Source organism: Companilactobacillus huachuanensis, assembly GCF_005404815.1.
GTDB classification, from domain to species: Bacteria; Bacillota; Bacilli; order Lactobacillales; family Lactobacillaceae; genus Companilactobacillus; species Companilactobacillus huachuanensis.
Map to the genome: position 1 here is coordinate 61,859 of NZ_BJDF01000007.1, position 23,589 is coordinate 85,447.

The 23,589-nt window shown below is 36.9% G+C and carries 31 protein-coding genes, 1 other RNA gene, 1 riboswitch and 1 other annotated feature; of the genes, 30 read left to right on the forward strand and 2 right to left on the reverse strand.

Annotated features, from left to right (window positions below):
- Positions 1 to 7 precede the first annotated feature (7 nt).
- Both rpiA and FFM71_RS05415 read right to left on the reverse strand, forming a co-directional pair.
- On the reverse strand, positions 8 to 697 hold the full coding sequence (rpiA, locus tag FFM71_RS05410; protein ID WP_137611155.1) for a ribose-5-phosphate isomerase RpiA: 690 nt from the start codon (positions 695 to 697) through the stop codon (positions 8 to 10).
- Positions 698 to 1,000: a GNAT family N-acetyltransferase gene (locus tag FFM71_RS05415; protein ID WP_137611156.1), complete on the reverse strand. Its 303-nt coding sequence runs from the start codon at positions 998 to 1,000 to the stop codon at positions 698 to 700.
- 526 nt (positions 1,001 to 1,526) lie between these two features.
- On the opposite strand from FFM71_RS05415, the gene FFM71_RS05420 reads away from it, so the two are divergent.
- The 30 genes from FFM71_RS05420 to FFM71_RS05565 all read left to right on the forward strand — a co-directional run bounded on the left by FFM71_RS05420 (position 1,527) and on the right by FFM71_RS05565 (position 23,526).
- Complete coding sequence (locus FFM71_RS05420) at positions 1,527 to 2,069, forward strand: dCTP deaminase/dUTPase family protein (protein WP_137611157.1); 543 nt, start codon at positions 1,527 to 1,529, stop codon at positions 2,067 to 2,069.
- Positions 2,070 to 2,088: 19 nt separating this feature from the next.
- Positions 2,089 to 3,471, forward strand: a complete 1,383-nt coding sequence (radA, locus tag FFM71_RS05425) for a DNA repair protein RadA (RefSeq protein WP_137611222.1) — start codon at positions 2,089 to 2,091, stop codon at positions 3,469 to 3,471.
- 14 nt (positions 3,472 to 3,485) lie between these two features.
- A complete protein-coding gene (locus FFM71_RS05430) occupies positions 3,486 to 4,769 on the forward strand; it encodes a PIN/TRAM domain-containing protein (protein WP_137611158.1) in 1,284 nt (427 codons plus the stop codon).
- Positions 4,750 to 6,246 (forward strand): glutamate--tRNA ligase, encoded by a 1,497-nt coding sequence (gene gltX, locus FFM71_RS05435; protein WP_137611159.1) that lies wholly within the window; start codon positions 4,750 to 4,752, stop codon positions 6,244 to 6,246. Before FFM71_RS05430 ends, gltX begins: the two co-directional genes overlap by 20 nt.
- Positions 6,247 to 6,330: 84 nt before the next feature.
- Complete coding sequence (gene cysS / locus FFM71_RS05440; RefSeq protein ID WP_137611160.1) at positions 6,331 to 7,743, forward strand: cysteine--tRNA ligase; 1,413 nt, start codon at positions 6,331 to 6,333, stop codon at positions 7,741 to 7,743.
- The gene (locus FFM71_RS05445; RefSeq protein ID WP_137611161.1) at positions 7,736 to 8,149 is read left to right on the forward strand and encodes a Mini-ribonuclease 3; all 414 of its coding nucleotides are present in this window, start codon (positions 7,736 to 7,738) and stop codon (positions 8,147 to 8,149) included. Before cysS ends, FFM71_RS05445 begins: the two co-directional genes overlap by 8 nt.
- Positions 8,130 to 8,903, forward strand: coding sequence for a 23S rRNA (guanosine(2251)-2'-O)-methyltransferase RlmB (rlmB, locus tag FFM71_RS05450; protein WP_137611162.1), 774 nt, complete (start codon positions 8,130 to 8,132; stop codon positions 8,901 to 8,903). Before FFM71_RS05445 ends, rlmB begins: the two co-directional genes overlap by 20 nt.
- A gap of 219 nt (positions 8,904 to 9,122) precedes the next feature.
- Complete coding sequence (locus FFM71_RS05455) at positions 9,123 to 9,683, forward strand: sigma-70 family RNA polymerase sigma factor (RefSeq protein WP_137611163.1); 561 nt, start codon at positions 9,123 to 9,125, stop codon at positions 9,681 to 9,683.
- 70 nt (positions 9,684 to 9,753) lie between these two features.
- A complete protein-coding gene (rpmG, locus tag FFM71_RS05460; protein ID WP_082330626.1) occupies positions 9,754 to 9,903 on the forward strand; it encodes a 50S ribosomal protein L33 in 150 nt (49 codons plus the stop codon).
- 14 nt (positions 9,904 to 9,917) lie between these two features.
- Positions 9,918 to 10,103: a preprotein translocase subunit SecE gene (gene secE / locus FFM71_RS05465; RefSeq protein WP_137611164.1), complete on the forward strand. Its 186-nt coding sequence runs from the start codon at positions 9,918 to 9,920 to the stop codon at positions 10,101 to 10,103.
- Between the two features lie 94 nt (positions 10,104 to 10,197).
- On the forward strand, positions 10,198 to 10,743 hold the full coding sequence (gene nusG / locus FFM71_RS05470) for a transcription termination/antitermination protein NusG (RefSeq protein WP_137611165.1): 546 nt from the start codon (positions 10,198 to 10,200) through the stop codon (positions 10,741 to 10,743).
- Positions 10,744 to 10,924: 181 nt separating this feature from the next.
- Complete coding sequence (gene rplK / locus FFM71_RS05475) at positions 10,925 to 11,347, forward strand: 50S ribosomal protein L11 (protein WP_057880800.1); 423 nt, start codon at positions 10,925 to 10,927, stop codon at positions 11,345 to 11,347.
- A 103-nt stretch (positions 11,348 to 11,450) separates the two neighbouring features.
- On the forward strand, positions 11,451 to 12,131 hold the full coding sequence (rplA, locus tag FFM71_RS05480; RefSeq protein WP_137611166.1) for a 50S ribosomal protein L1: 681 nt from the start codon (positions 11,451 to 11,453) through the stop codon (positions 12,129 to 12,131).
- Between the two features lie 34 nt (positions 12,132 to 12,165).
- Positions 12,166 to 12,285 (forward strand) — a sequence feature (ribosomal protein L10 leader region).
- A 50-nt stretch (positions 12,286 to 12,335) separates the two neighbouring features.
- Entirely contained in the window at positions 12,336 to 12,839 is a 504-nt protein-coding gene (gene rplJ / locus FFM71_RS05485) for a 50S ribosomal protein L10 (RefSeq protein WP_137611167.1), read from the forward strand.
- A gap of 42 nt (positions 12,840 to 12,881) precedes the next feature.
- A complete protein-coding gene (gene rplL, locus FFM71_RS05490) occupies positions 12,882 to 13,250 on the forward strand; it encodes a 50S ribosomal protein L7/L12 (protein WP_137611168.1) in 369 nt (122 codons plus the stop codon).
- 70 nt (positions 13,251 to 13,320) lie between these two features.
- On the forward strand, positions 13,321 to 13,923 hold the full coding sequence (locus FFM71_RS05495) for a class I SAM-dependent methyltransferase (protein WP_137611169.1): 603 nt from the start codon (positions 13,321 to 13,323) through the stop codon (positions 13,921 to 13,923).
- Positions 13,924 to 13,966: 43 nt separating this feature from the next.
- Positions 13,967 to 14,281, forward strand: coding sequence for a hypothetical protein (locus FFM71_RS05500; protein ID WP_137611170.1), 315 nt, complete (start codon positions 13,967 to 13,969; stop codon positions 14,279 to 14,281).
- A 1-nt stretch (position 14,282) separates the two neighbouring features.
- Positions 14,283 to 14,759 (forward strand): nucleoside deaminase, encoded by a 477-nt coding sequence (locus FFM71_RS05505; protein WP_171000479.1) that lies wholly within the window; start codon positions 14,283 to 14,285, stop codon positions 14,757 to 14,759.
- 43 nt (positions 14,760 to 14,802) lie between these two features.
- An RNA gene (gene ffs, locus FFM71_RS05510) (signal recognition particle sRNA small type) lies at positions 14,803 to 14,885 on the forward strand.
- 401 nt (positions 14,886 to 15,286) lie between these two features.
- Positions 15,287 to 16,996 carry a DNA polymerase III subunit gamma/tau gene (gene dnaX, locus FFM71_RS05515; RefSeq protein WP_137611171.1) on the forward strand — a complete coding sequence of 570 codons (1,710 nt, stop codon included), beginning with the start codon at positions 15,287 to 15,289 and terminating at the stop codon, positions 16,994 to 16,996.
- Between the two features lie 11 nt (positions 16,997 to 17,007).
- A complete protein-coding gene (locus tag FFM71_RS05520) occupies positions 17,008 to 17,337 on the forward strand; it encodes a YbaB/EbfC family nucleoid-associated protein (protein WP_137611172.1) in 330 nt (109 codons plus the stop codon).
- Positions 17,337 to 17,936: a recombination mediator RecR gene (gene recR, locus FFM71_RS05525; protein WP_137611173.1), complete on the forward strand. Its 600-nt coding sequence runs from the start codon at positions 17,337 to 17,339 to the stop codon at positions 17,934 to 17,936. Before FFM71_RS05520 ends, recR begins: the two co-directional genes overlap by 1 nt.
- Before the next feature lies 1 nt (position 17,937).
- Positions 17,938 to 18,225: a YaaL family protein gene (locus FFM71_RS05530; RefSeq protein ID WP_137611174.1), complete on the forward strand. Its 288-nt coding sequence runs from the start codon at positions 17,938 to 17,940 to the stop codon at positions 18,223 to 18,225.
- Positions 18,226 to 18,841: 616 nt separating this feature from the next.
- Positions 18,842 to 19,492: a dTMP kinase gene (gene tmk, locus FFM71_RS05535; protein WP_137611175.1), complete on the forward strand. Its 651-nt coding sequence runs from the start codon at positions 18,842 to 18,844 to the stop codon at positions 19,490 to 19,492.
- Between the two features lie 3 nt (positions 19,493 to 19,495).
- Entirely contained in the window at positions 19,496 to 19,822 is a 327-nt protein-coding gene (darA, locus tag FFM71_RS05540) for a cyclic di-AMP receptor DarA (RefSeq protein ID WP_137611176.1), read from the forward strand.
- A 3-nt stretch (positions 19,823 to 19,825) separates the two neighbouring features.
- Complete coding sequence (locus FFM71_RS05545) at positions 19,826 to 20,779, forward strand: DNA polymerase III delta subunit-related protein (RefSeq protein WP_137611177.1); 954 nt, start codon at positions 19,826 to 19,828, stop codon at positions 20,777 to 20,779.
- Between the two features lie 11 nt (positions 20,780 to 20,790).
- On the forward strand, positions 20,791 to 21,156 hold the full coding sequence (locus tag FFM71_RS05550) for an initiation control protein YabA (RefSeq protein ID WP_137611178.1): 366 nt from the start codon (positions 20,791 to 20,793) through the stop codon (positions 21,154 to 21,156).
- A 14-nt stretch (positions 21,157 to 21,170) separates the two neighbouring features.
- On the forward strand, positions 21,171 to 22,046 hold the full coding sequence (gene rsmI, locus FFM71_RS05555) for a 16S rRNA (cytidine(1402)-2'-O)-methyltransferase (protein WP_137611179.1): 876 nt from the start codon (positions 21,171 to 21,173) through the stop codon (positions 22,044 to 22,046).
- Positions 22,046 to 22,789, forward strand: a complete 744-nt coding sequence (locus tag FFM71_RS05560; protein WP_137611180.1) for an acyl-[acyl-carrier-protein] thioesterase — start codon at positions 22,046 to 22,048, stop codon at positions 22,787 to 22,789. The genes rsmI and FFM71_RS05560 overlap by 1 nt, the downstream gene beginning before the upstream one ends.
- Positions 22,790 to 22,852: 63 nt before the next feature.
- Positions 22,853 to 22,947, forward strand: a riboswitch (THF riboswitch).
- A 57-nt stretch (positions 22,948 to 23,004) separates the two neighbouring features.
- Positions 23,005 to 23,526 carry a folate family ECF transporter S component gene (locus FFM71_RS05565; RefSeq protein WP_137611181.1) on the forward strand — a complete coding sequence of 174 codons (522 nt, stop codon included), beginning with the start codon at positions 23,005 to 23,007 and terminating at the stop codon, positions 23,524 to 23,526.
- The last annotated feature ends 63 nt before the right edge of the window (positions 23,527 to 23,589 follow it).

Here is a 23,589-nt window from a genome sequence, read left to right on the forward strand (position 1 = left end):
CTCTCCTCTATCTGATATTATCGATTACTTTTGGTCCATCCTCATAACCGACGATAATAGTATTAACTATATCAAGAAATAGTCCGTGTGCAACTATTCCAACTTGATGATCTAACCATTCGGCCAATAGGTGAGGGTGAGTAATTTCCCCCATTTTTAGGTCAATGACGTAATTTTTATTGTGTGTCAAAATGCGTTTGCCATCGTCGTCTAAACGAAATTCAGGATGAAGGTCTTCTCTTTGGAGATCTTCAAAGGTCTTTTCACAACCAAAAGGAATAACTTCAAGTGGCAATGGGAAGCTTCCTAAGGTGTCAGCCAGTTTTGATTGATCGACGATCCAAATATTTTTGGTGGAATTAGTTGCGACCATCTTTTCAAGCAAGTGAGCAGCACCGCCACCTTTGATACCTTGATAGTTCTTGTCGATTTGATCGGCACCATCAATCGTTAAGTCGATATGGTCAACATCATTAAGATCCTTGGTTGGGATTCCGAGTGACTTAGCTTGCTTTTCAGAGCGCGAAGAAGTGGTTACAGCGACGATATTTTTGATCTCGCCAGCCTGATATCTCTTTCCGAGTTCTTCAATCATATAATAAACTGTGGAGCCAGTACCAAGTCCTACAACACTATTACTTTTGATAAAGTCAACAGACTTAATACCAACGGCCTGCTTTAATTCATTTTGATCCAACTATTTTTCCCCCTTTAAAAGCTCTTGGTAATTTTCTGTCAACAAAAATCTGATCTCTGGTTTTCTCTCAAAAGCAGCTTTTGAATATTCGCATACTGGCACAATTTTGAGATTTTTTAAATCCGCAAAATCCAAGGCAGCGTTGAGAAGCTTGCCAGCCAATCCTTGACCACGATAGTCATCACTGACAAAAGTATGGTCGAGTGAAATGACACCATCTTTAACGGTGGAGTATGTAATTTCCCCAATCATTTTATCGTTGTCTTCAAAAAAGAAACGACCGTCTTCATGTTTCATTTCCATAAAATTACCTCCTGCTAGATTAATTTAATATTATACTACTCTATTATAAGAAGAAAGTCAGTGTAATGAATAGTTTTATAGCGGTTAAAATGCTATTATTTTAGTTACTGAAGGTTATTACTCTCAGCTCTTCCAACTAGTTTATTTTTGAATGGCAGGAATAATAAAAGCGAAAACTCCTGATTATTTAAATAAATTAGCTTTAGGTATTAACAACAACGACTATATTAATTTTTCACATTTCAATCTTTAGCTGATATATTCCAATCTATTGTGGATGTTGTTGTATCAGGTTTAGTACCTTAGATTTTCAGTTAGTTTTCAAAGTTATCTGTATCATTTGTTTTGAATGTGTTTTTGATTATATTTCAAAAAGTATTTGAATTTTTTAACCAATTAGTCCGAAGAGACGTAAAATATTTATGGGTAGTGGAGGTGCTGTTATTACAGCGCCAATCCGTACAACCAACGAATATTTTACGAATCTGGAGAACGGCACCCATCTAATATTAAAGGAGTTTTCAATTTGACAAAAAAGCGTGGATTTGAAATTGTGAAGAAGTACGAGGGTAAAGGAATCAATTTACCAATTCGTCAAACTAAAAATGCTGCTGGTTATGATATCGAGAGTTCTGAGGATTTTGTAGTTCCCTCAATTTGGAAATTTGGTGTTCTAAATGTTTTGAAATTTTTGCTGAATAAGGGCAAAATGGAGGACAACAAAATTGCTGAGGTTCAAAAATCAATTAAACCAGTGTTGGTACCAACGGGTGTCAAAGCTTATATGCAAGATGATGAAGTTTTGATTATTGCTAGTCGCTCCAGCAATCCCTTGAAACGTGGCTTATCAATTCCTAATGGTATTGGAGTTGTTGATGCAGATTATTACAATAATGATAGCAACGAGGGCGAACTATTTGTCCAATTGATCAACTTTTTTCCAGTGGATTACACGGTTAAAAAAGGTGAACGTTTGGCCCAAGGAATATTCATCAAATACCTTACAACTGATGACGATGAGGGTGGATTAACAAAACGTCATGGAGGATTTGGTTCTTCAGGAATATAATAAGAAAGGAACTATTTTATTGGCAAAAGCTAAAACAAAATTCGTATGTCAAAATTGTGGATATGTGTCCCCAAAGTATTTGGGACGTTGTCCAAACTGTGGTGTATGGAATCAAATGGTTGAAGAAATTGAACAGCCAGATATTGCTAAAATAAGTAAGGCTAATGCAACACCAAGCCGTCGCGTCAGTGATGTTGAATCTAAGCCGGTCAAGTTGGGTGAGGTTTCATTCGAAAAGGAACCACGTGTTAAAACTGAACTTGGTGAGTTGAATCGTGTGCTTGGTGGCGGTATCGTTCCGGGATCATTAATATTGATTGGTGGAGATCCTGGTATCGGTAAGTCAACGCTTTTGACGCAAGTATCCGGTCAATTGGCAAGGGATGGCAGTAAAGTTTTGTACGTTTCTGGTGAAGAAAGTGCTTCCCAGATTAAAATGCGGGCTGATCGAATCGATGTGACGGGTGATAATTTGTATCTTTATCCACAAACAGATATGAGTTATATTCGTGAAAACATTGATGAAATGCATCCGGATTACTTGATTATTGACTCTGTTCAAACGATGGATGAACCAGAAATAACATCCGCTGTTGGTAGTGTTTCTCAAATTCGTGAAGTTACTGCGGAATTGATGAACATTGCTAAGCAACAAAACATCACTGTCTTCGTCGTAGGACATGTTACTAAAGGTGGTGCTATTGCTGGTCCAAAAATTTTGGAGCATATGGTTGATACTGTTTTATACTTTGAGGGGGACACCCATCACAGTTACCGTATTTTGCGTTCAGTTAAGAACCGTTTTGGTTCAACAAATGAAATCGGTATTTTTGAAATGCGTACTAAAGGGTTGGTCGAAGTGGCTAATCCATCAGAGATTTTCTTGGAAGAACGTTTAGCTGATGCCAATGGTTCTGCGGTCGTTGTTTCAATGGAAGGTACGAGACCAATTTTGGTTGAAATTCAGTCGCTAATTACGCCGACAGTTTTCGGTAATGCTAAGAGAACCGCCACTGGCTTGGACCACAATCGTGTTTCAGTGATCATGGCCGTGTTGGAAAAACGAGGCAACTTGATGCTCCAAAATCAAGATGCTTACTTGAAATCAACAGGTGGCGTAAAATTAGATGAACCGGCAATTGATTTGGCGTTAGCAATGTCGATTGCATCAAGTTACAAGAATATTGGAATACCCGGAACAGATTGTTTCGTTGGTGAAGTTGGTTTGACTGGTGAAGTACGCCGTGTTAATCGAATCGACCAACGTGTCAATGAAGCTGAGAAGTTAGGCTTTAAGCGAATTTTTGTTCCTAAGAATAATCTTGGCGACTGGTCAAAAGACAACAAAATTCAAATAATCGGTGTCAGTACAGTAGCAGATGCAATGAAGAAAATTTTTTAAATGAGGAGGTTTTTATGCGAAAGATCGTAGTAAATATAATTTTTGCACTACTAGGCATTGCTGTAGGGATAACAGCCTTACCTAGCCTGTGGGAAGTATCAGGTTTAACAGGAGTTGCCTTTATCAATAACGGCTATTTTGATGGACTTATTGGATGTATTATATTTTATTTTTTGTCGTTCTTGTTTGTTAAACCAATATTAGATTTGAATCAACAGATTGAAAAATATCTTAATTCGAGATCACCAGGTTGGATCATCTATGGATCAGGATTTTTAATTGGTGGCTTGGTTTTGGCCAACATCATTTCGATTCCTTTTTACATGATGCACAATATGTTTTCAAAAGTCATTCCGGTAATCTTAATGATTGTTTTTGGATGGATCGGTTTTAGAATGGGAACTAGTCGTCGTAACGACTGGAGTAATTTTTCCATTTCAAAACGTAATACAAACAACAATAACAAGGCAGCTGAAAAGGATAATGGAATTGCGTCCGAAGGCGAAGTAACTCGTCGTTCAGCTAAAAAAGACTTTTATCCATACAAAATTTTGGATACATCAGTCGTAATTGATGGTCGAATTCATCAATTAGCACAAACCGGATTTTTGGAAGGTAAGTTGATGATTCCGGACTTTGTCGTCCATGAATTACAATTGATCTCTGATTCCAGTGATAATCAAAAACGTGAACGTGGCCGTCGTGGTTTGGACATTTTGAATGAAATTAAGATGGACCAAACAATTAATTATGAAACAACCACACGCGATTATGATAATATTCCAGAAGTGGATATGAAATTGCTTAAATTAGCTAAAGAAATCGGTGGTGCTGTCATCACAAATGATTATAATTTAAGTAAGGTAAGTGAATTTCAAAATGTTCAAGTGCTTAACATTAACGAATTAGCCAAAGTTTTGAAACCTATGGTTTTGCCAGGAGAAACGATGACTGTTAAAGTTATTAAAGAGGGTACTGAAAGAGAACAAGGTGTCGCATACCTAGAAGATGGTACGATGGTCGTTGTTGAAGAAGGTAAATACTTCATCAGTAAGGACGTCGATGTCGTCGTAACTAGTGCATTGCAAACTGATGCTGGTAAAATGATTTTTGCAAAACCTAAGCATTCAATGCATGGTATCCAGGAAAAGAGTAGTGCCAAGGAGAATACCAACAGCCGTACTAATAGTTCCAATAACAACAGTAGTTCTAACAACAGTAATGGCAACCGGAATTCAAATCGAAACAACTCGAGAAATAAAAGGGGAGAAAACAGAAATGGCAAAAAAGTCAGATAACAAAATTCGTGTAAGATATGCACCAAGTCCAACAGGTCACTTGCACATTGGGAACGCTAGAACAGCTATCTTTAACTACTTATTCGCACGTAGTCACAAGGGAACCTTCGTAATCCGCATCGAGGATACAGATACAAAGCGTAATGTTGAAGGCGGTACCAAAAGCCAACTAGAAAACCTTAAATGGCTTGGCGTTGATTGGGATGAGGGTCCAGATGTCGGTGGAGATTATGGTCCTTACCGTCAATCAGAGAGAAAAGACATTTATCAAAAATATATTGATGAATTACTTGAAAAGGGCTTAGCTTACAAATCATATCTGACTGAAGAACAACTAACAAAAATGCGTGAAGATCAAGAAGCTAATGGTCAAATGCCACACTATGAATACGAATTTGCTGGTATGACTGAAGACGAAAAAGCTGCCAAGATCAAGAAAGCTGAAGATGCCGGTTTACAACCAGTTGTCAGATTCCACGTACCACATGCTAAAAACTACGAATGGGACGATATCGTAAAAGGTACTGTTTCAATCGGTTCTGATACTATCGGTGGCGATTGGGTCATCCAAAAACGTGATGGTATGCCTACATACAACTTTGCCGTTGTTGTCGATGATCACCTAATGGAAATTTCTCATGTCCTTCGTGGTGATGATCACGTAGCTAACACACCTAAGCAATTGATGATTTACGATGCACTTGGCTGGGAAGCACCTAAGTTCGGTCACATGACACTTATCATCAATACTGAAACTGGTAAAAAATTAAGTAAACGTGATGAATCAATTCTCCAATTCATCGAACAATATCGTGATTTAGGATACTTACCAGAAGCTATGTTTAACTTCATTACTTTGCTAGGCTGGTCACCAGTTGGTGAAGATGAATTATTCACACGTAAACAATTTATCAAGATTTTTGATGAAAATCGTTTGAGTAGATCACCTGCTAAGTTTGATCAAAAGAAACTTGAATGGGTAAACAACCAATACGTAAAGGGTGCTGATGTCAGTGAAATTACTGATTTGGTACTTTCAAACTTAATTGAAGCCAAACGTATTCCTGCTGATCCAAGTACAAATGAAATTCAATGGGTTAGACATTTAACAGAGCTTTACATGCCACAAATGAGTTACACACAGCAAATCGTTGAATTGTCAGATGTATTCTTTAATCAACCAGAACATCTAACAGATGATGAACAACAAGAACTTGTTGATGACGATTCGAAGACAGCTATTGAAGATTTGAAGGGTAAGTTGGAAAAACTTGACCGTTTCACAGCAACACAAATTATGGCTGCTATCCAATCAGTTAGAGCTGATACTGGTGTCAAAGGTAGAAAACTTTACATGCCAGCTAGAATTGCTGCAACAAGAACAATGCATGGTCCAGCTATTGCTGAAACAATCGAATTGTTTGGTAAAGAAAAAGTTCTTGCTAATATCGACAAGACTTTGAATGAAATGAAATAATTCATTTCAAATAAAATAAAACAGAAAAAGAGGTTGAAGGAAAACTTAGTTTGCCTCAACCCCTTTTTTATATAGGTGAAGATTATGTTGAAAATTTTTAATACCTTAACGCGTGAAAAAGAAGAATTTAAACCGATAACACCTAAGCAAGTAAATATGTATGTCTGTGGACCAACTGTGTATAACTATATTCATATTGGCAATGCTCGTTCAATCGTCGCCTTCGATACTGTTCGTCGCTATTTGGAATTCTTAGGTTACAATGTTAAATTTGTTTCCAACTTCACCGATGTTGACGATAAGATGATTAAAGAAGCAAACCGCGAGGGTATTACTGTTCTTGAAGTTGCTGACCGTTTCATCAAAGCCTTTTATGAAGATATTGACGAAATTAATGTTGAAAGGGCAACTATCAATCCACGTGCAACTGACAACATTCAAGAAATTATCGATTTTATAAGGGATTTAATTGAAAAAGACTATGCTTACGAATCACAAGGGGATGTTTTCTACCGTGCCCGTAAGTTCAAGCATTACGGAGAATTATCTGATCAAAATATTGACCAGTTAGTTGAAGGGGCTAGTGAACACGTTGGTGATTCTGAATTTGACAAGAAGCAAGATCCAATTGATTTTGCACTCTGGAAGAAAGCCAAGCCCGGTGAGATCAAATGGGATTCACCATGGGGTGAAGGACGTCCAGGTTGGCACATCGAATGTTCGGTAATGTCGACAAAATACTTGGGTGATACTTTTGATATCCATGGTGGCGGTCAAGATTTGGAATTTCCTCACCATGAAAATGAAATTGCTCAAAGTGAAGCTAAAACGGGCAAGAAATTTGTCAATTATTGGATGCATAATGGCTTCGTAACTGTTGAGAATAATGAAAAAATGAGTAAATCACTCGGAAATTTTGTTACAGTTCATGACTTAGTAAAGAAAACCAATCCACAGATTTTAAGATTCTTCTTGTCATCAACGCATTACCGTCGCCCACTCGAATACTCAGAAGCCAATTTGCAAAAGGCCGCCGATAATCTTGATAAGATAAAAACAGCATATAACAACTTGAAGTTTCGTCTTGATGGAGCCGAAGATGCTACTGATATTGCGGATATTCAAGAACAGATTACTGGAATTATGAATGGATTTACCACGGCAATGAATGATGATTTTAACGTTCAAAATGGCTTGACAGAGATTTTTAACTTGGTCGGTGTTGCTAATAACTATGCTGCTCAAGATACAGTTGCTAAAAATGCTGCGAATGTTATCCTAGAAGCTATGGTTAAATTGACTAGCATTTTGGGTGTCAACTTGGATGAAGAGCAACAAGATTTATCTGAAGAAATCCAACAAATGGTCGATGCACGAGATGTCGCTCGAGCAAACAAAGATTTTGCTACCAGCGATAAATTACGTGACCAACTAAAGGATATGGGTGTGATCTTAGAGGATACACCACAAGGAACACGGTGGCATATTAATGACTGATGTTAAGAAATTTAATGGCGTAACTTTGGCATATTTAGGGGATGCTGTTTATGAAGTATTTATTCGTGAACACTTACTCTCAAAAAATATTGTCAAAGTTAACGAATTACAGCACCAAGCGAAACATTACGTTTCCGCAAAAGCACAAGCATCATTGATTACATTGATGATGGATAAAGACGTTTTATCTGAACAAGAGATTCGTATTTACAAGAATGGTCGTAATGCGAAAAAACAAACCAAAGCAAAGAATACAAGTGTCGTCACATATCACATGTCCACTGGTTTTGAAGCAGTTTTTGGCTATTTAGATATTACTGGCAACAAAGAACGCGTGAAAGAACTAGCACAATGGTGCATAAATGAAGTGGAGACAGGTGAAGCAGATGACAGACAATTCAAATAATAGTAATAGTGAAGAAAAAGAATTAATTTATGGTGTTCATTCAGTAATCGAATTATTGAAGTCAGCAACCGCAAATCAAAGGGTTAACAAAGTTTTGGTTCAAAAGGGACTTTCCAGTGAGCATATCGCTGAGGCTATCAAGTTAGCTAAGAGAGACCGCTTGATTGTTCAAGAAGTTCCTAAGAACAAACTAGATGACATCAGTGATGGTGGCAATCACCAAGGGATGGCCGCATATATTGCACCATACCAATACGCTGAATTGGACGATATCTTTAAAAGAGCCGAAGAAAAGGGCGAAGATCCATTCATCCTTATTCTAGACAAAATTGAAGATCCCCATAACTTGGGTTCAATTATGCGTACAGCTGATGCCGTCGGAGTTCATGGGATCATCGTACCAAAGCACAGATCGACTGGTCTAACATCAACCGTAGCGAAGACATCAACTGGTGCTATCGAACATGTACCAGTTGTCCGAGTAACAAATTTAGTTAATACCATCAATGAACTCAAAGAGAAGAACGTTTGGGTCTTTGGAACAGCCATGGAAGGTGAAAACTACCGTAACTGGAATGCTAAGGGAGCAATTGCTCTGATCATCGGTAATGAAGGCAAGGGTATTTCACCTTTAGTATTGAAACAGGCTGATCAAACATTGAATATTCCAATGGTAGGACATGTGCAAAGCTTGAATGCAAGTGTTGCTACGGGTATCTTGTTGTATCAAGCATTTGCATCAAGAAATGCCTAGTAGTTTTTCCAACAGGTTGGAAGTTTAGTTAAGTATGCCGTTTTTAGAGTTGAGATTATTCTCAGCTCTGGAGGCGGCATATTTTAATAGCAACAAATATTATGAACAGAATAATTAAAAATCATTCGCTTTTTTTGTAAACAAATGTTCGCTAGATTATCAAAAATAATTCCTGTAATCTTATAATTGTAAAATTATCGTCTGTAATAAATTTGTCTAATGCTTAGTGAAGAATCATTATTGATTGAACAGGTTAGAAATGACCGCAATTCTCCAGCTTTAATACTACTGGTTAATAAGTACCGTCCAATGATTGATAACTTGGCAAAGCAATATTTCATAACTAGTTATGAACGTGATGACTGGTATCAGGAAGCCTATTTTACTTGTTTTCAATCGTGTCAATTATTTGATGGTTCAAGTGGATCCAAATTTGGTAGTTTTTTTAAAATGAAATTCACACATTGTATTATTGATTTGATTAGATATGAAAATGCAAATAAAAGGAAGGTCAATGGGTTAACAGAATCACTTGATGAAATCGACCAGTCTAAAATGACAACTCCTAGTCACAAAAATGCGGTCGAAGATTTTGATAATATTCGAATTGCAACAACAGAAATGAATCTTAGAGAATTAATTGCTCTAGGATATGTCTATGGTTGCACTCGGTTAGACGAGGCTTGTCGCCAGGCAAACTGTGATGGTAAAGCCCTTAAAGCGGCGGCTCAAAGATGTAAAAGAAAAATCAAAGAACAGCAGGATAATCATTTGTCATGATATTGCAATGGACAAACCATGTTTCAGAGTTTACAATTAATAAGATTAAGTTTAGATTTTGGAGAAAAACATGGGATTAAGAAAAGTTGCCTTAGCTTGTACAGTTTGTGGATCAAGAAATTACACAATCACTGAAAACCCTAGTCGTACAGAAAGACTAGAAGTTAAAAAGTTTTGCAAGCACTGTGGTAAACATACATTGCATAAAGAAACAAGATAATTCTGGAGGAACAAATGAAACTATTTAAATTTTTTGGTAGTGTCAACAAAGAAATGAAATTAGTTGTTTGGCCTACATTTAAAGAAAACAGACGTGATACTTGGATTGTTATCGGAACATCACTAATGTACGCAATCTTCTTTGCTCTAGTTGACTGGGGCTTGATTGCAATTTTGCAACGCTTCGTAATGGGTAAATAGATTGTAAGAGCGTCAAAAATTTGCTATTATGTTTGTAACGAGAAAAACTTCGACATGGTTCGGAGTTTTTTTATTTTGAATTTTGGAGGAAATTATGGCTGAAGCTGGCGAAAAACAATGGTATGTACTACATACCTATTCAGGATATGAAAACAAGGTTAAGGAAAATCTCGAATCACGTGCCCAATCAATGGGTATGGAAGATTTCATTTTCCGTGCAGTTGTTCCTGAAGAAGAAGAAACAAAAGTTAAAAACGGTAAAGAAAAGAAAGAAATGGAAAAAACTTTCCCTGGATATGTTCTAGTAGAAATGGTTATGTCTGATGAATCATGGTTTATCGTTCGTAATACTCCAGGTGTTACCGGTTTTGTCGGCAGTCACGGTTCTGGTAGTAAACCTGCACCTCTATTACCTGAAGAAATTGACAACATTCTTAGTCAATTTGGTATGGATTCACAAAAAGCATCTGACTTTGAAGTTGGCGAAACAGTTAAAATCACTGACGGTGCTTTCACAGATACAACTGGTAAGATTACTGAAATTGATGATGAACACAGAAAACTTAAAGTTGACGTTGATATGTTTGGACGTATGACATCAGCTGAAGTTGACTTTACATCAGTTGAAAAGCAAAACTAATTAATTTTGCCGTCTCCAGAGCTGAGAAATATATTGCTGAAAACCGGAGATGGCAAAAAAAAATATTGTAATGACAAGTAGACCGTGCTACTATAAAACGGTATGTTTTTGAGACATACATGTGGGAGAGAAAATTTAGATTCTCATTATAACCACATCACGGAACAAGGAGGTATGCACCGTGGCTAAACAAGTTGCTAACGTAGTAAAATTACAAATCCCTGCTGGACAGGCTACTCCAGCTCCTCCAGTTGGTCCTGCTTTAGGACAAGCTGGTATTAACATTGTTGCCTTTACAAAGGACTTCAATGCACGTACACAAGATCAAAAGGGTATGATTATCCCTGTTGTTATCTCAGTATATGAAGACCGTTCATTCGATTTCGTTACTAAGACACCACCAGCTGCTGTTCTATTGAAGAAGGCTGCTGGCGTTGAAAAGGGCTCTGGCGAACCTAACACAAATAAGGTTGCCACAGTTACTGAAGACCAAGTTCGCGAAATTGCTGAAACCAAGATGAAAGACCTAAACGCTGCTAGTGTTGAAGCTGCAATGCGTATGGTTGCTGGTACTGCAAGAAGTATGGGCTTTGAAGTAAAGTAAAAGACTAGATTTAAGCAGTTTACAGGAATGTGAAAACATTCTTAACAAGTGGGAGGAGAAAATATTATTCTCCGAAAGACCACAAAGCAAGGAGGAACTTAGCATGGCTAAGCATGGAAAAAAATATACAGAAGCATTAAAACAAGTAGATAAAAACAAAAGCTATACTGCTGAGGAAGCTGTCGAATTATTAAAGAAGGTTGACTTCGCTAAATTTGACGCAACTGTTGAAGTTGCTGTTAACTTGGATGTAGATCCTAAACAAGCTGATCAACAAATTCGTGGTGCTATCGTACTACCTAATGGTACTGGTAAGACACAAAAGGTTATCGTTTTCGCTGAAGGACAACAAGCTAAGGATGCTGAAGCAGCCGGTGCTGATATTGTTGGTTCTGATGACCTTGTTGAAAAAATTCAAGACGGCTGGCTAGACTTTGACGTTGCTGTTGCAACACCACCAATGATGGCTAAAGTAGGTCGTTTGGGTCGTGTTCTTGGACCTAAAGGTTTGATGCCTAACCCTAAGACAGGTACAGTTACAATGGATGTTACAAAGGCTGTTAATAATATTAAAGCCGGACAAGTTACATACCGTGTTGACTCAAATGGTCTTATTCATGCACCAATCGGTAAGATCTCATTTGATACAAACAAGATTACAGAAAACTTTGATACTTTCTATAACGCAATCTTGAAGGCACGCCCAGCATCACTTAAGGGTGCTTATGTAACAAGTGTTAACATGACATCTACATTTGGACCTGGTCTAAAAATCAACGCTTAATTAGAGTTGACTAACAACCAAAATAATGATAGATTAATATAGTTGATTTCTACCGAAGACTCAGGTGATGAAAGTCTTAATATCCTGCCGAGGCCAGAAGATTATTTCACTTAATCTCTGTGTCCCTTGGGCACAGAGATTTTATTTTTTTAAGCCGAAATTTGTAGATAATTAACTAAAAAATTGTGGAGGTGAAACGTAATAATGAAGCAAGATGTATTAGCAGCAAAACAAGCACAAGTTGATGAAATCGCTAAGCAACTTACAGGCGCAAAATCAGTAATCGTTGTTGATTACTTAGGTCTTACAGTTGAACAAGCTACAGAAATGCGTGCAGAATTACGTGAACAAGGCGCTACAATGCAAGTTATTAAGAATACAATCTTAAGACGTGCAGCTGAACAAGCAGGCGTTGAAGGTCTTGAAGAATTCTTCGTTGGACCAACAGCTATTGCTTACTCAGAAACAGATCCAGTTGGACCTGCTAAAGTAGCAGCTAAGTTTGCCAAAGATGTTGAAGCCGTTGAAATTAAAGGTGGAATCATCGAAGGTAAAGCAGCAACTCTTGAACAAATTCAAGAACTTGCAACATTACCAGACAGAGATGGCTTGCTATCTATGTTGGTATCTGTATTACAAGCTCCAGTTCGCGACTTTGCTATGGTTGTTAAGGCCATTGCAGACAAAGATGACGAACCTGCCGCTTAATTAAACAAAACTAAAAACTCATAATATTTGGAGGATACTATAATGGCTTTAGATACACAAAAGATTATCGATGATTTAAAAGATGCTTCAATTCTAGAACTTAACGACCTTGTTAAGGCTATTGAAGAAGAATTTGACGTTAAGGCTGCTGCTCCTGTTGCAGCTGCTGGTGCTGCTGGTGCAGATGCCGCTGCTGAAAAGGACTCATTCGACGTTGAACTTACAGAAGCTGGACAAGAAAAGGTTAAGGTTATCAAGGAAGTTCGTGGTATCACAGGACTTGGCTTGAAAGACTCAAAAGACCTAGTTGATGGCGCTCCTAAGGTTATCAAGGAAGGCGTTGCTAAAGCTGACGCTGATGACATGAAGTCAAAACTTGAAGCCGTTGGTGCTACAGTTACATTGAAGTAATACACTTTAATGATAAAATTAATCCTCGTAAGAGGATTTTTTTTTACCCTTAAAAGGAAAGGTGAAATGTATGGCTAATCAATATTTTGAAAATGATCCAAATTTGGAACACGAAATCAAAAACTTTAATTTTAACCTCCGTAATCATAATTTCGACTTTATGTCCGATAGTGGAGTTTTCTCTCGTCAGACAGTCGATTATGGTTCACGTGTCTTGATTGATGCAATCGATTTTCAAAACATTCCGAGTGGTAATATTTTGGATGTTGGCTGTGGATATGGTCCTATTGGTCTGGCTTTAGCTAAAGATCAACCGAGTCGTCGAGTTACTATGGTTGATGTTAACTTGCGTGCTTTGGATCTAGCTAAGAAGAATGCCAATAACAATCAAGTTAAGAATGTTGAAATTTTCGAATCAGATACTTATAAGAGCGTTGAGAGCAAGTATTCACTGATTGTCTCAAATCCACCCGTACGTGCTGGTAAGAGTGTTGTGACGTCAATTCTGGCCGATTCTAAAGACTATCTGAATGCCAATGGTGAGCTATGGATTGTTTTGCAAAAGAAGCAAGGTGCACCTTCAGCTAAAAAATTGATGGATGAAACTTTTGGCAACGTTGAAGTAGTAACTCGTGATAAAGGATATTATATTTTGAAAAGTAAATTGATTTAAAAATTATCTCAATGTGTTATATTCATGTTGGAGGCGTTTGCAAATGAAAAAGAAAATTTTAATTTTCACTATTTTATCTTTTGTTTCAGCGGGCATGTTTTTGGTAATTTATTCGGTAGTTAAATTTTTGAAGAATAAAAAGATCAATAACGAACGCAAAAAATTGGAAGACTATGTCGAGAAGTATCTTCACGGAAATGAAAAGATAATGCAATTCATTGGAACTTTGTCAGATGACCAAGTTAAAGAATTACTTGATATTCTTGAGAGAATTCAAAAAGAACAAGACCAACTTAAATTAAAATCACCCATTTTTCCAAAATACTTAGAGAAGAAAGTAACTAACTTATTAAGCTAAAATGATATTTACAGAAGATAAAATAAATGAATATATGGACTTGGCGTTAGCGGAAGCTAGAAAAGCTGAAACTAGGCGTGAGGTTCCTATCGGTTGTGTAATTGTCGACAACCAAACAGGTGACGTGATTGCCAGTGGTTCGAATGAACGAGAAGAGACTCAAAATGCCATCAAACATGCGGAAATTATTGCAATTGAAGCCGCTTGTGTCAAAATTGGCAGTTGGCGTTTAGAACATACAAGTTTGTTTGTTACCTTGGAACCATGTCCAATGTGTGCTGGGGCGATTATTAACAGTCGTATCGAAGAAGTTATTTATGGTGCTAAAGATCCGAAAGCTGGTTCAGTCGGTTCTATCAATAATCTCTTGGCTGAAACGCGCTACAATCACCAACCAGAGGTGTTAAGCGAGGTTAAAGCAGATGAATCGGCAGAATTGTTAAGGAATTTCTTTCGAGAAATTAGACGTAAAAAGTAGCATCTTTTGGCAATTTATAGTATTATAGTTATTGCCGTAAGGCCTTAGGGCAATGGTGCTCTTGTGAATCGTGTCAGGTTCGGAAGAAAGCAGCACTAAGTAAGGTGTACCATGTGCCTTTTGTTATGTATATTAGCCTCCTAATCTGTTCAGGATTAGGAGTTTTTTTGTGTTAAAATTTATAAGAGTCGCTATTTCAAGTTAAGCTTGAAATAACAATGGTTATACTAATTTTTGCTTTTCAACCTTCAGTTGGCAATGACAAAATTACACTAGAGCAGTGTTAAATCGTGATAAAAATGTTGTTGCCGATTTGTTAGATTTAATTTGATTGAAATAAAAAATTCATGGGGCTGGCTAGGTCCTGAAATTGTCATAGTTAGTCAATGTGATTATTCTTTTTGGAAATATCAGAATACTAATTCTTAATGGCAGTAGTTAAATAAAGAAAGGAAATATGTAATCTTTCTAAATGTTGAGGACAATCATGATTCTTGCATTTATATACATTTTACATAGCAGTAAAAATGGCATATCAAGCACTTTATCGAGTTTGGCGTCCCCAAACCTTTTCTGATGTAATCGGTCAAGATGTTATCACTCAGACCTTACGCAATGCTGTGGCAAGTCAAATGACCAGTCATGCTTATTTGTTCAGTGGTCCCCGAGGTACTGGTAAGACATCTTGTGCCAAAATTTTAGCCAAAGCGGTCAATTGTTTGAATCCACATGACGGAGAACCTTGTAATGAATGTGAGATTTGTATCGCTGCTAACGAAAATCGTCTCAATGATGTGATTGAAATCGATGCCGCTTCTAACAATGGTGTTGAAGAAATACGTGACATTCGTGACAAAGTTAAGTACGCACCAACTGAAGCAAAGTTTAAAGTTTATATTATTGATGAAGTCCATATGTTGTCTCAAGGTGCCTTCAATGCTTTACTGAAGACTTTGGAGGAACCACCAGCTAATGTGATGTTTATCTTAGCAACAACTGAACCTCAGAAGATTCCAGCAACAATTATTTCGAGAACCCAAAGTTTCAATTTCCGCCGAATTTCACGTCTTGATATTTTGAAACGAATGAAATTTATTTTAGATGATAAAAAGATTAATTATGATGAAGAAGCATTGAATATTATTGCGGCCTCTGCTGAAGGTGGAATGCGTGATGCGTTAAGTATTCTTGACCAGGCTTTGTCATATGGTGATGATGAGCTGACACTTAAGAACGCCCAAGAAGTTACAGGTGCCTTGAGTAATGAACAAATTGTTTCATATATGACCGCTATTGCAGATGGGAAACCAGCTGAGGCTTTGACGAGCTTATATCAAATTTTGGCCAGTGGTCGTTCAGCTCTCAGATTTACAGAGATGATTATTCGCGTCTGCCGAAATCTGATTCTTTACAACTCAAATTCAGATTTATCAAGTCAGATGGACAAGTCAGTGATGACAGATGAATTGTTGGCAATTGCGGATAAGTTTGACAATAGTCGCTTATTTTATATTGTTGATCAAGTTAGCGCCACACAGAAAAATATCAAGAACTCGAATCAAACTGATATTTATATGGAAATTTTAACTGTTAAGATCAGTGAACCCAAAGTCGCTCAAGAAATTAGTCAGCCAGAAACAACTGATAATACGGTTGATAACGCTGAATTTGACAAGTTGAGAGATGAAATTTCACACTTACAAAATGAAGTGAAAGGTTTATCTAATGGCACAGTTAAAACAGAACCTGCCAAGCCTAAAACACATCGCCGTGGAAATAATAATACCCGCTTGAATAAGACTGCAATTTACAAAGTCTTGGGTAGTGCTACTAAGGGAGATTTGAATGCCGCAAAAGATATTTGGCCCGATTTAATGAGTATGCTTTCTATCTCACAACGTGCTATGATGAAAGTCTCAGATCCAGTTGCAGCTTCGCCCGATGGTGTCGTTGTGGCTTTTGATTATATGTTATGGTTTGAGCAGGCTCAAGACGACAGTGAGTTCTTGCAAGAATTAACTAATAACACTGGTCGCCTCTTGAAGAAGGACTGTCAGATTGTCTTAGTACCAAAGAAGGATTGGCCTAATATTCGTAAAGAATATATTGATAATAATATTGATTCTAATAAGCCAAAGAATGTAAAATCTAAAGAAGAGACTAAAAAAACTGATCCCACCGTTGATGAAGCTTTAAAATTATTTGGTGACGATATAGTTGATGTAAAAGATGACTAGGAGGAATTACAATGAGTAAAGGAATGCCAAATATGGGTGGAATGGGTGGCAATATGGCCAACATTATGCGCCAAGCCCAAAAGATGCAAAAAGAAGTTCAAACAACAACTGAAGAATTGAATAAGACTGAATATACTGGTAGTTCAGTAGACGATTTCGTAACTGTAAAAGTTACTGGTGATAAGAAGATTGCTGATCTAACAATCAGTGAAAAAATTATTGATCCAGATGATCCAGATACTTTGCAAGACATGTTGATTGATGCCTTGAACAATGCTTTTAAAGCTGTTGATGATGATAAACAATCTAAATTAGGGAAATATACGAACGGGTTGATGTAATGAAATATCCAGAACCAATATCCAAATTAATTGATAGTTATATGATGTTGCCAGGTATTGGTCGTAAGACTGCTACCAGGATGGCGTTTTTTACCTTGGGAATGGACAAAGACCAAGTTAAAGAGTTTGCTGACAATTTAGTTTCTGCTAAGACAGATTTGAAATCATGTCGAATTTGCGGAAATATTACAACTGATGAAATTTGTTCAATCTGTAGTGATAAGAACCGTGATCAGTCAGTAATCCTAGTTGTTGAACAGGCCAAAGATATTATGTCACTTGATGATATGAATGGTTATAATGGCTTATATCACGTGCTAGGTGGAGTTTTGTCGCCAGTTGACGGAGTCGGACCAGAAGATTTGAATATTAAGTTGTTGCTAAACCGTTTGAAGGAAAATCAAAACGTTAAAGAATTGATTATCGCGACAAATGCAACTCCAGAAGGAGAAGCAACGGCCCAATATTTAGCCAAATTAGTTAAGCCAGCAGGAATAAAAGTAACTAGACTAGCGCACGGATTAGCAGTCGGATCTGATATTGAATATGCAGATGAGATGACCTTGAAGAGTGCCGTTTTAGGACGCAGGGAGATTTAACATGTTTGGTAAAAGAAAAGTAACTGTTCAAAAAATGGAGGACGATCGCCTCTTAGACAATATTCATCAGATTCAACAACGAATCGGTAATACCCAACGAATGATCAATAATTCAGTGGATGTCGATGATACGACCAGAATTCATTTGAAACTTGATAAAATGAAGTATCAATTTTTATATTTGGAAGCCAGAAGACGAAAAGCAACAGCTAAGGCTACTACTAATATTATTTTTGGTGATGAAGATACATTTTTGAAACAGCCTAGTCGAGCTGAAAAGCATTGGTAGGAGTTCCGTTTTCGGAAGCTAGTGCATTTTTTGTTGATTAGTTGTTGAAAAATTTAGATGATTAAAAATGAAATCAAGTTATTCCTGAATATTTTGGGGATGCTTGTTTTTTTTAGTCTGATTGCGATGTCTACTGCATACACAATTGGAGTTTGGTAGTGTATTGTAAATTAACTAAATGAAGGTTGAAAGTTGGAAAATTAATATAGTCGTGGTTACAAGCCTAGAGTCAATTTATTTAAATGATCATTAGTCTTAGTTTTATTGTTCCAGCCAAAAAAAATAAACTAGTTGGAAGAGCTGAGAGTATTCATTTGCAGCGAAAGTGGCGTTATTGCTTTAGCAATTACACCACCGGGCGCGTTGAAGACTCGCGGGTTTTGCGAGGCTTCAACCGAGGTCCGAGACCGTACTTTGGCTCGGGCAGTTCCGCGCAGCAATTGAATACTCTCAGCTCTGGAAACGGCATACTTAACTAACCTTTCAACTTTCAGTTGACTAATAATGATTAAATTTTTCAGTATTCAAAGATATGTTGCAAATTAACAAGACCTAAAGTTTCATTTCAGGCTGATTTCAAGTAAAATAGTAGTAATCATCTAGGAGAGATTAATCTATGTCAGGAATATTTATATCGTTTGAAGGACCCGATGGGGCAGGTAAAACTACTGCTCTCAAAACACTAATGCCACTTTTGCAAGCAAAGACCAATCAAGAAATTGTTCTTTCACGTGAACCTGGTGGCAGTCCCATTTCCGAAAAAATCAGAAAAATCATTTTAGACATTCATGAAGAAGAAATGGACCCCAGAACTGAGGCTTTGTTGTATGCCGCAGCCAGACGTCAACATTTAATTGATGTTATTTTACCAACCTTACAGGCCAATAAAATCATGTTGAGTGATCGTTTTGTTGACAGTTCTATTGCTTATCAAGGTGGTGGCCGTGAAATTGGGATGAAAGAGGTCGCTAATATCAATGATTTTGCCATTGATGGACATTTTCCAGATTTGACAATTTACTTTGATGTAACCCCTGAGGTTGGTCTATCACGTATCAGAAAAGACCATGAAGGTGAAATGGATCGTCTTGAACGCGAGGCTATTAGTTTTCATAATCGTGTTTACGATTCATATATGAAGATTGTCAAGGATAATCCTGATAGAATAAAAACAATTAATGCAGAACAAGCACCCAAACAAGTTGTTTCGGATGCTTTGGATGCCATAATTAAAAAATTTCCAAATATTTTTAACAAAGGAGAATAAATCATGAAACTCATTGTAGCCATAATTCAATCAAAAGATAGTCAACAATTACAAGCAAGTCTTGTTAAGGGTGGTTTTAGAGCTACACAGTTGTCATCAACTGGTGGTTTTCTGAAGGCCGGTAACTGTACCTTCTTGATTGGTGTTGAAGAGGAAAAAGTCGACGATGCCTTAGCTGTCATTAAGAAAACGTGCCATACTAGAGCTCAGTATGTGACGCCAACTTTTCTCATGCCTGAAGCAGCGTCTAGCTTGAGTGAACCAGTAGAAGTCCAAGTGGGCGGAGCAACATGCTTTATTTTGCCAGTTGATAAATTCGTGAGATTCTAATATATGGAAAGCTTATTAGAAGAACAACCTCGAGTTGTTAATGAATTTAAAAAAATTATTTCGACTAATATGTTGTCGCATGCATATCTAATCGACAATGCCTCATCTAAGATTAGACAGCAGATGGCGATTTGGTTAGCACAAAGTCAGTTTTGTGAAAATTTGCAAAATGGTGCACCTGATCAGACGTGTCAAAAATGTCAGACAATTGCCTTGGGAGATAATCCTGATGTGTTAGAAATTCAGACTGAAAAACAAAGTATCGGTGTTGATGATATTAAGTTTTTCAAAAAAGAAGCTAATATGGCTGCCACACAGGGTAATCGAAGAATCTTGATTATTGATGAGGCCGAGAAGATGACAGTTCAAGCTGCGAATAACCTGTTAAAAACTATTGAAGAGCCAGAGGGCAATTTAATGATTATTTTGTTAGCAGATTCTTCTAAGCAACTTTTACCAACGATTCAATCACGGGTGCAAATTTTTCACTTGTCGAATCAGAGTAATAACGACGAGATTGCTAGTTTGATCGAAGTTGGCTTTAAGAGTGAACAAGCTCAGCGTGCCTTACAGGTTACCGATATTAAATATTTGGAAAGTATTACAGGTGATAAATACCAAGCTTTGAGTACAGCACTCACAAACTGGTTAAAAGAAGTTAATAAACAAAAAATAAATAGTTTTGTCGACATACAGACTGATATCATGCCTTTAGTTGAGAATAAAGATCAACAACATTTGGTTTTCGACATGTTGAATCAAATTTTTAGTGATATATTATCAATTAGGTACAATTTAGAAAAATCAACATTGACGTCGGTGGATATCTTGGATCAAAAAGGCATCAAAAAAATTGTCAGTATGTCAGATGATTTATTCACAGCCGAGCAAATGTGGAAAAGTAATGTATCGTTTCAGGCTATTTTAGAAGATTTATCATTAAAATTTGTGGATTAGTAGGTGAAATCATGGCAGAGAAGGATTTATATGATGAATTTGAGACAATCACAAATCAATTGAATGATATAACTAAAAAGGTTTCTTTGCTTAAAGAGGAACTATCTAAGGCCCTTGAAGAGAAAGAGGAGTTAAAGATAGAGAATCAAAATCTTCGTAAACATTTGGAAAAAATGGGTTATGAGGATAAGGATATTAAGGGCAATGAATTATCTTACTCACGATTGAATCTTGAGAGTTTATATCGTAAAGGATTTCATGTTTGCCAACAATTTTATGGGACTCACCGTAAAGACAAGGAAGAATGCATCTTCTGTACCAATGTTCTTTATGGAAGTAATGACAAAGGTAAGAAAAATAAAGTTAATATTAGATAAGGGGAGCTATTTGAATGAAAGAACAAAGGAGTTTTGTTGATAATTCGAAGGGCTGCCTTTTTTTAGTGCCAACACCAATTGGTAATTTGGAAGATATGACTTTTCGAGCTGTCAACACGTTAAAAGACGCCGATTTAGTTGCAGCTGAGGATACACGTAATACTAAAAATTTATTAAATCATTTTGAAATACCAACAGAATTAATAAGTTTTCATGAACACAACACTGCACAACGTATTCCGGAATTAATAGAAAAAATGAATGCGGGCTTAAAAATTGCCCAAGTCAGTGATGCTGGTGCACCGTCGATCAGTGATCCTGGTAAAGAGCTAGTTAAAGCTGCCATTAAAGCCGATATTCCAGTTGTTCCACTACCAGGAGCTACGGCATCTGTAACAGCATTGATTGCTTCGGGAATCGCCCCACAGCCTTTCTACTTCTATGGATTTTTGCCACGTAAAGGTAAAGAAAGAACTGAAGCTTTGAATGATTTATCACAGCGTGGTGAGACAACGATTGTTTATGAATCACCATATCGTGTTAAAAAGACTATTCAAGACTTGATCGACAATTTTGGAGCTGAACGTCAAATTACTTTAGCTCGTGAATTGACTAAGATCCATGAAGCTTTTTTGCGAGGCAGTTTGGAACAGGTTGCCAAGTATTATCAAGACAATGATCCTAAAGGTGAATATGTTTTGATTATTGCTGGAAAACCAGTGGAAGCCGCTACTCAAGATGAGTCAGATGATGATTTAGTAGTTGCAGTTGATAGTTTAATTAAACAAGGTGAAAAGCCCAACAAAGCAATTAAAGAAGTTGCGGCTCGTAATGGATTGAAGAAACAAGATGTTTACAATCTTTATCACGGAATCGGAGAGGAACAATAGTGACAGAGAAAAGAACTTTTGCAATTGAAATGGAAGTACCATATTATTTCGTCAACTTTTCAGGAGACATGCGTTTGTCAGCTTTGATAGATATTATGTTGTTAACTTCAGAAAAACAACTCCATCAATCTGATCTCGATAGTGCTGAAATGGTGCAGAACGAAGGACTTGGTTGGGTTGTCGTTCAATATCACATGGACATTAAACAGATGCCTAAAATGGGCCAGAAATTGAAGGTTATCACTCAAGCAACCAGCTATAACAAGTATTTCTTCTATCGTGATTTTTGGATAGAAGATGAAAAAGGCGAAACAATTGTTAAAGCGGAGAGTGCCTTCGTTTTGATTGATATTAAGGAACGTAAAATTGTCAGTGCCAGTGATCGGCTAGATGATTTATTTGGTGCTGAAGAAACAACGAAATTAAAACGCTTCAATCGTTTGAAGGAACCAACTGATTTTGATTATTCACAACCGCAACATATTGGTTACTACAATATTGATGTTAATAAACATGTTAATAATTCATATTATTTTGACTGGATGGTCGACACTCTGGATATGGACTTTATTGCTGATCACACTTTAAAGAGTATGGATATTAAATACGACAAAGAATTGAATATCGACAGCGAACCAGTTTCATATGCAAAACTCGATAATACGAATAATAAATCAATTCATTGGATAAAGAATGGTGACGTACTGAACGTTATTGCTCAATTTGAGTGGAAAGATAAATAATTTACAAACAAATTACTTGTTTACAGAAAAAATAGTGTTATTATTGACGAGTACTTAAAAAAATTTGGGGTAGGGTTCAAGGCGTTAAGTGTCGATGGAACGGAATGTGAACATCGAACAAAGAGTTTTCTCGCGATCTTGAATCCGCATTCGCCACTTTATATACGTCTCTTTTGCCTATATCTGGTGGCAGCTCCTTTCGGGAGATGTCGATTATGAACAGTAGAAGTTCAGTAATAAGCGTTCAAGAAGTTACTTGGATGGCCTTGTTGATAGCATTACAAATGGTGCTAGCAAAGTTGTCATTCGGTAGCAATACTTTGAAAGTCGGATTTAGTTTCATTGCAATTGGGTTATTAGGTTATTATTTCGGACCTTTTAAAGCTGCTATTGCCAATGTTTTGGCTGATGTGATCGGTACTTTGATTTTACCTTCTGGTGGAAGTTTCTTCATCGGATTCACTTTTTCAGCCTTAGTGGCAGGTGCAATTTATGGATTCATGCTTTATAACCGCAAAGTATCAGTTTGGAGAACCTTTGTCACTGTCCTATTGATTACAGTGATTGTTAATACCGGATTGAACACTTTGTGGATTCACATGATGACTAATGTGCCTTATGTAGCATTATTAGTTCCAAGGCTTGCTAAAGAGGCGTTCAGTCTAGTTTATCAGACGGGTCTTTTATACATCGTTCTTAAATGGATCGATAATTCGAAATTTAATAAAATCGGCTAATAAGGCCGATTTTTTTTTGTATAAAAATTCTGTGTTAAAATAGGTTTTATGAAGAATGAGGGA

Coding starts and splice junctions, on each gene's coding strand:
- FFM71_RS05415 (WP_137611156.1), bottom strand. CDS start 1,000: ATGGAAATGAAACATGAAGACGGTCGTTTCTTTTTTGAAGACAACGAT.
- FFM71_RS05430 (WP_137611158.1), top strand. CDS start 3,486: ATGCGAAAGATCGTAGTAAATATAATTTTTGCACTACTAGGCATTGCT.
- gltX (WP_137611159.1), top strand. CDS start 4,750: ATGGCAAAAAAGTCAGATAACAAAATTCGTGTAAGATATGCACCAAGT.
- cysS (WP_137611160.1), top strand. CDS start 6,331: ATGTTGAAAATTTTTAATACCTTAACGCGTGAAAAAGAAGAATTTAAA.
- FFM71_RS05445 (WP_137611161.1), top strand. CDS start 7,736: ATGACTGATGTTAAGAAATTTAATGGCGTAACTTTGGCATATTTAGGG.
- rlmB (WP_137611162.1), top strand. CDS start 8,130: ATGACAGACAATTCAAATAATAGTAATAGTGAAGAAAAAGAATTAATT.
- FFM71_RS05455 (WP_137611163.1), top strand. CDS start 9,123: ATGCTTAGTGAAGAATCATTATTGATTGAACAGGTTAGAAATGACCGC.
- rpmG (WP_082330626.1), top strand. CDS start 9,754: ATGGGATTAAGAAAAGTTGCCTTAGCTTGTACAGTTTGTGGATCAAGA.
- secE (WP_137611164.1), top strand. CDS start 9,918: ATGAAACTATTTAAATTTTTTGGTAGTGTCAACAAAGAAATGAAATTA.
- nusG (WP_137611165.1), top strand. CDS start 10,198: ATGGCTGAAGCTGGCGAAAAACAATGGTATGTACTACATACCTATTCA.
- rplA (WP_137611166.1), top strand. CDS start 11,451: ATGGCTAAGCATGGAAAAAAATATACAGAAGCATTAAAACAAGTAGAT.
- rplJ (WP_137611167.1), top strand. CDS start 12,336: ATGAAGCAAGATGTATTAGCAGCAAAACAAGCACAAGTTGATGAAATC.
- rplL (WP_137611168.1), top strand. CDS start 12,882: ATGGCTTTAGATACACAAAAGATTATCGATGATTTAAAAGATGCTTCA.
- FFM71_RS05495 (WP_137611169.1), top strand. CDS start 13,321: ATGGCTAATCAATATTTTGAAAATGATCCAAATTTGGAACACGAAATC.
- FFM71_RS05500 (WP_137611170.1), top strand. CDS start 13,967: ATGAAAAAGAAAATTTTAATTTTCACTATTTTATCTTTTGTTTCAGCG.
- FFM71_RS05505 (WP_171000479.1), top strand. CDS start 14,283: ATGATATTTACAGAAGATAAAATAAATGAATATATGGACTTGGCGTTA.
- dnaX (WP_137611171.1), top strand. CDS start 15,287: ATGGCATATCAAGCACTTTATCGAGTTTGGCGTCCCCAAACCTTTTCT.
- FFM71_RS05520 (WP_137611172.1), top strand. CDS start 17,008: ATGAGTAAAGGAATGCCAAATATGGGTGGAATGGGTGGCAATATGGCC.
- recR (WP_137611173.1), top strand. CDS start 17,337: ATGAAATATCCAGAACCAATATCCAAATTAATTGATAGTTATATGATG.
- FFM71_RS05530 (WP_137611174.1), top strand. CDS start 17,938: ATGTTTGGTAAAAGAAAAGTAACTGTTCAAAAAATGGAGGACGATCGC.
- tmk (WP_137611175.1), top strand. CDS start 18,842: ATGTCAGGAATATTTATATCGTTTGAAGGACCCGATGGGGCAGGTAAA.
- darA (WP_137611176.1), top strand. CDS start 19,496: ATGAAACTCATTGTAGCCATAATTCAATCAAAAGATAGTCAACAATTA.
- FFM71_RS05545 (WP_137611177.1), top strand. CDS start 19,826: ATGGAAAGCTTATTAGAAGAACAACCTCGAGTTGTTAATGAATTTAAA.
- FFM71_RS05550 (WP_137611178.1), top strand. CDS start 20,791: ATGGCAGAGAAGGATTTATATGATGAATTTGAGACAATCACAAATCAA.
- rsmI (WP_137611179.1), top strand. CDS start 21,171: ATGAAAGAACAAAGGAGTTTTGTTGATAATTCGAAGGGCTGCCTTTTT.
- FFM71_RS05565 (WP_137611181.1), top strand. CDS start 23,005: ATGAACAGTAGAAGTTCAGTAATAAGCGTTCAAGAAGTTACTTGGATG.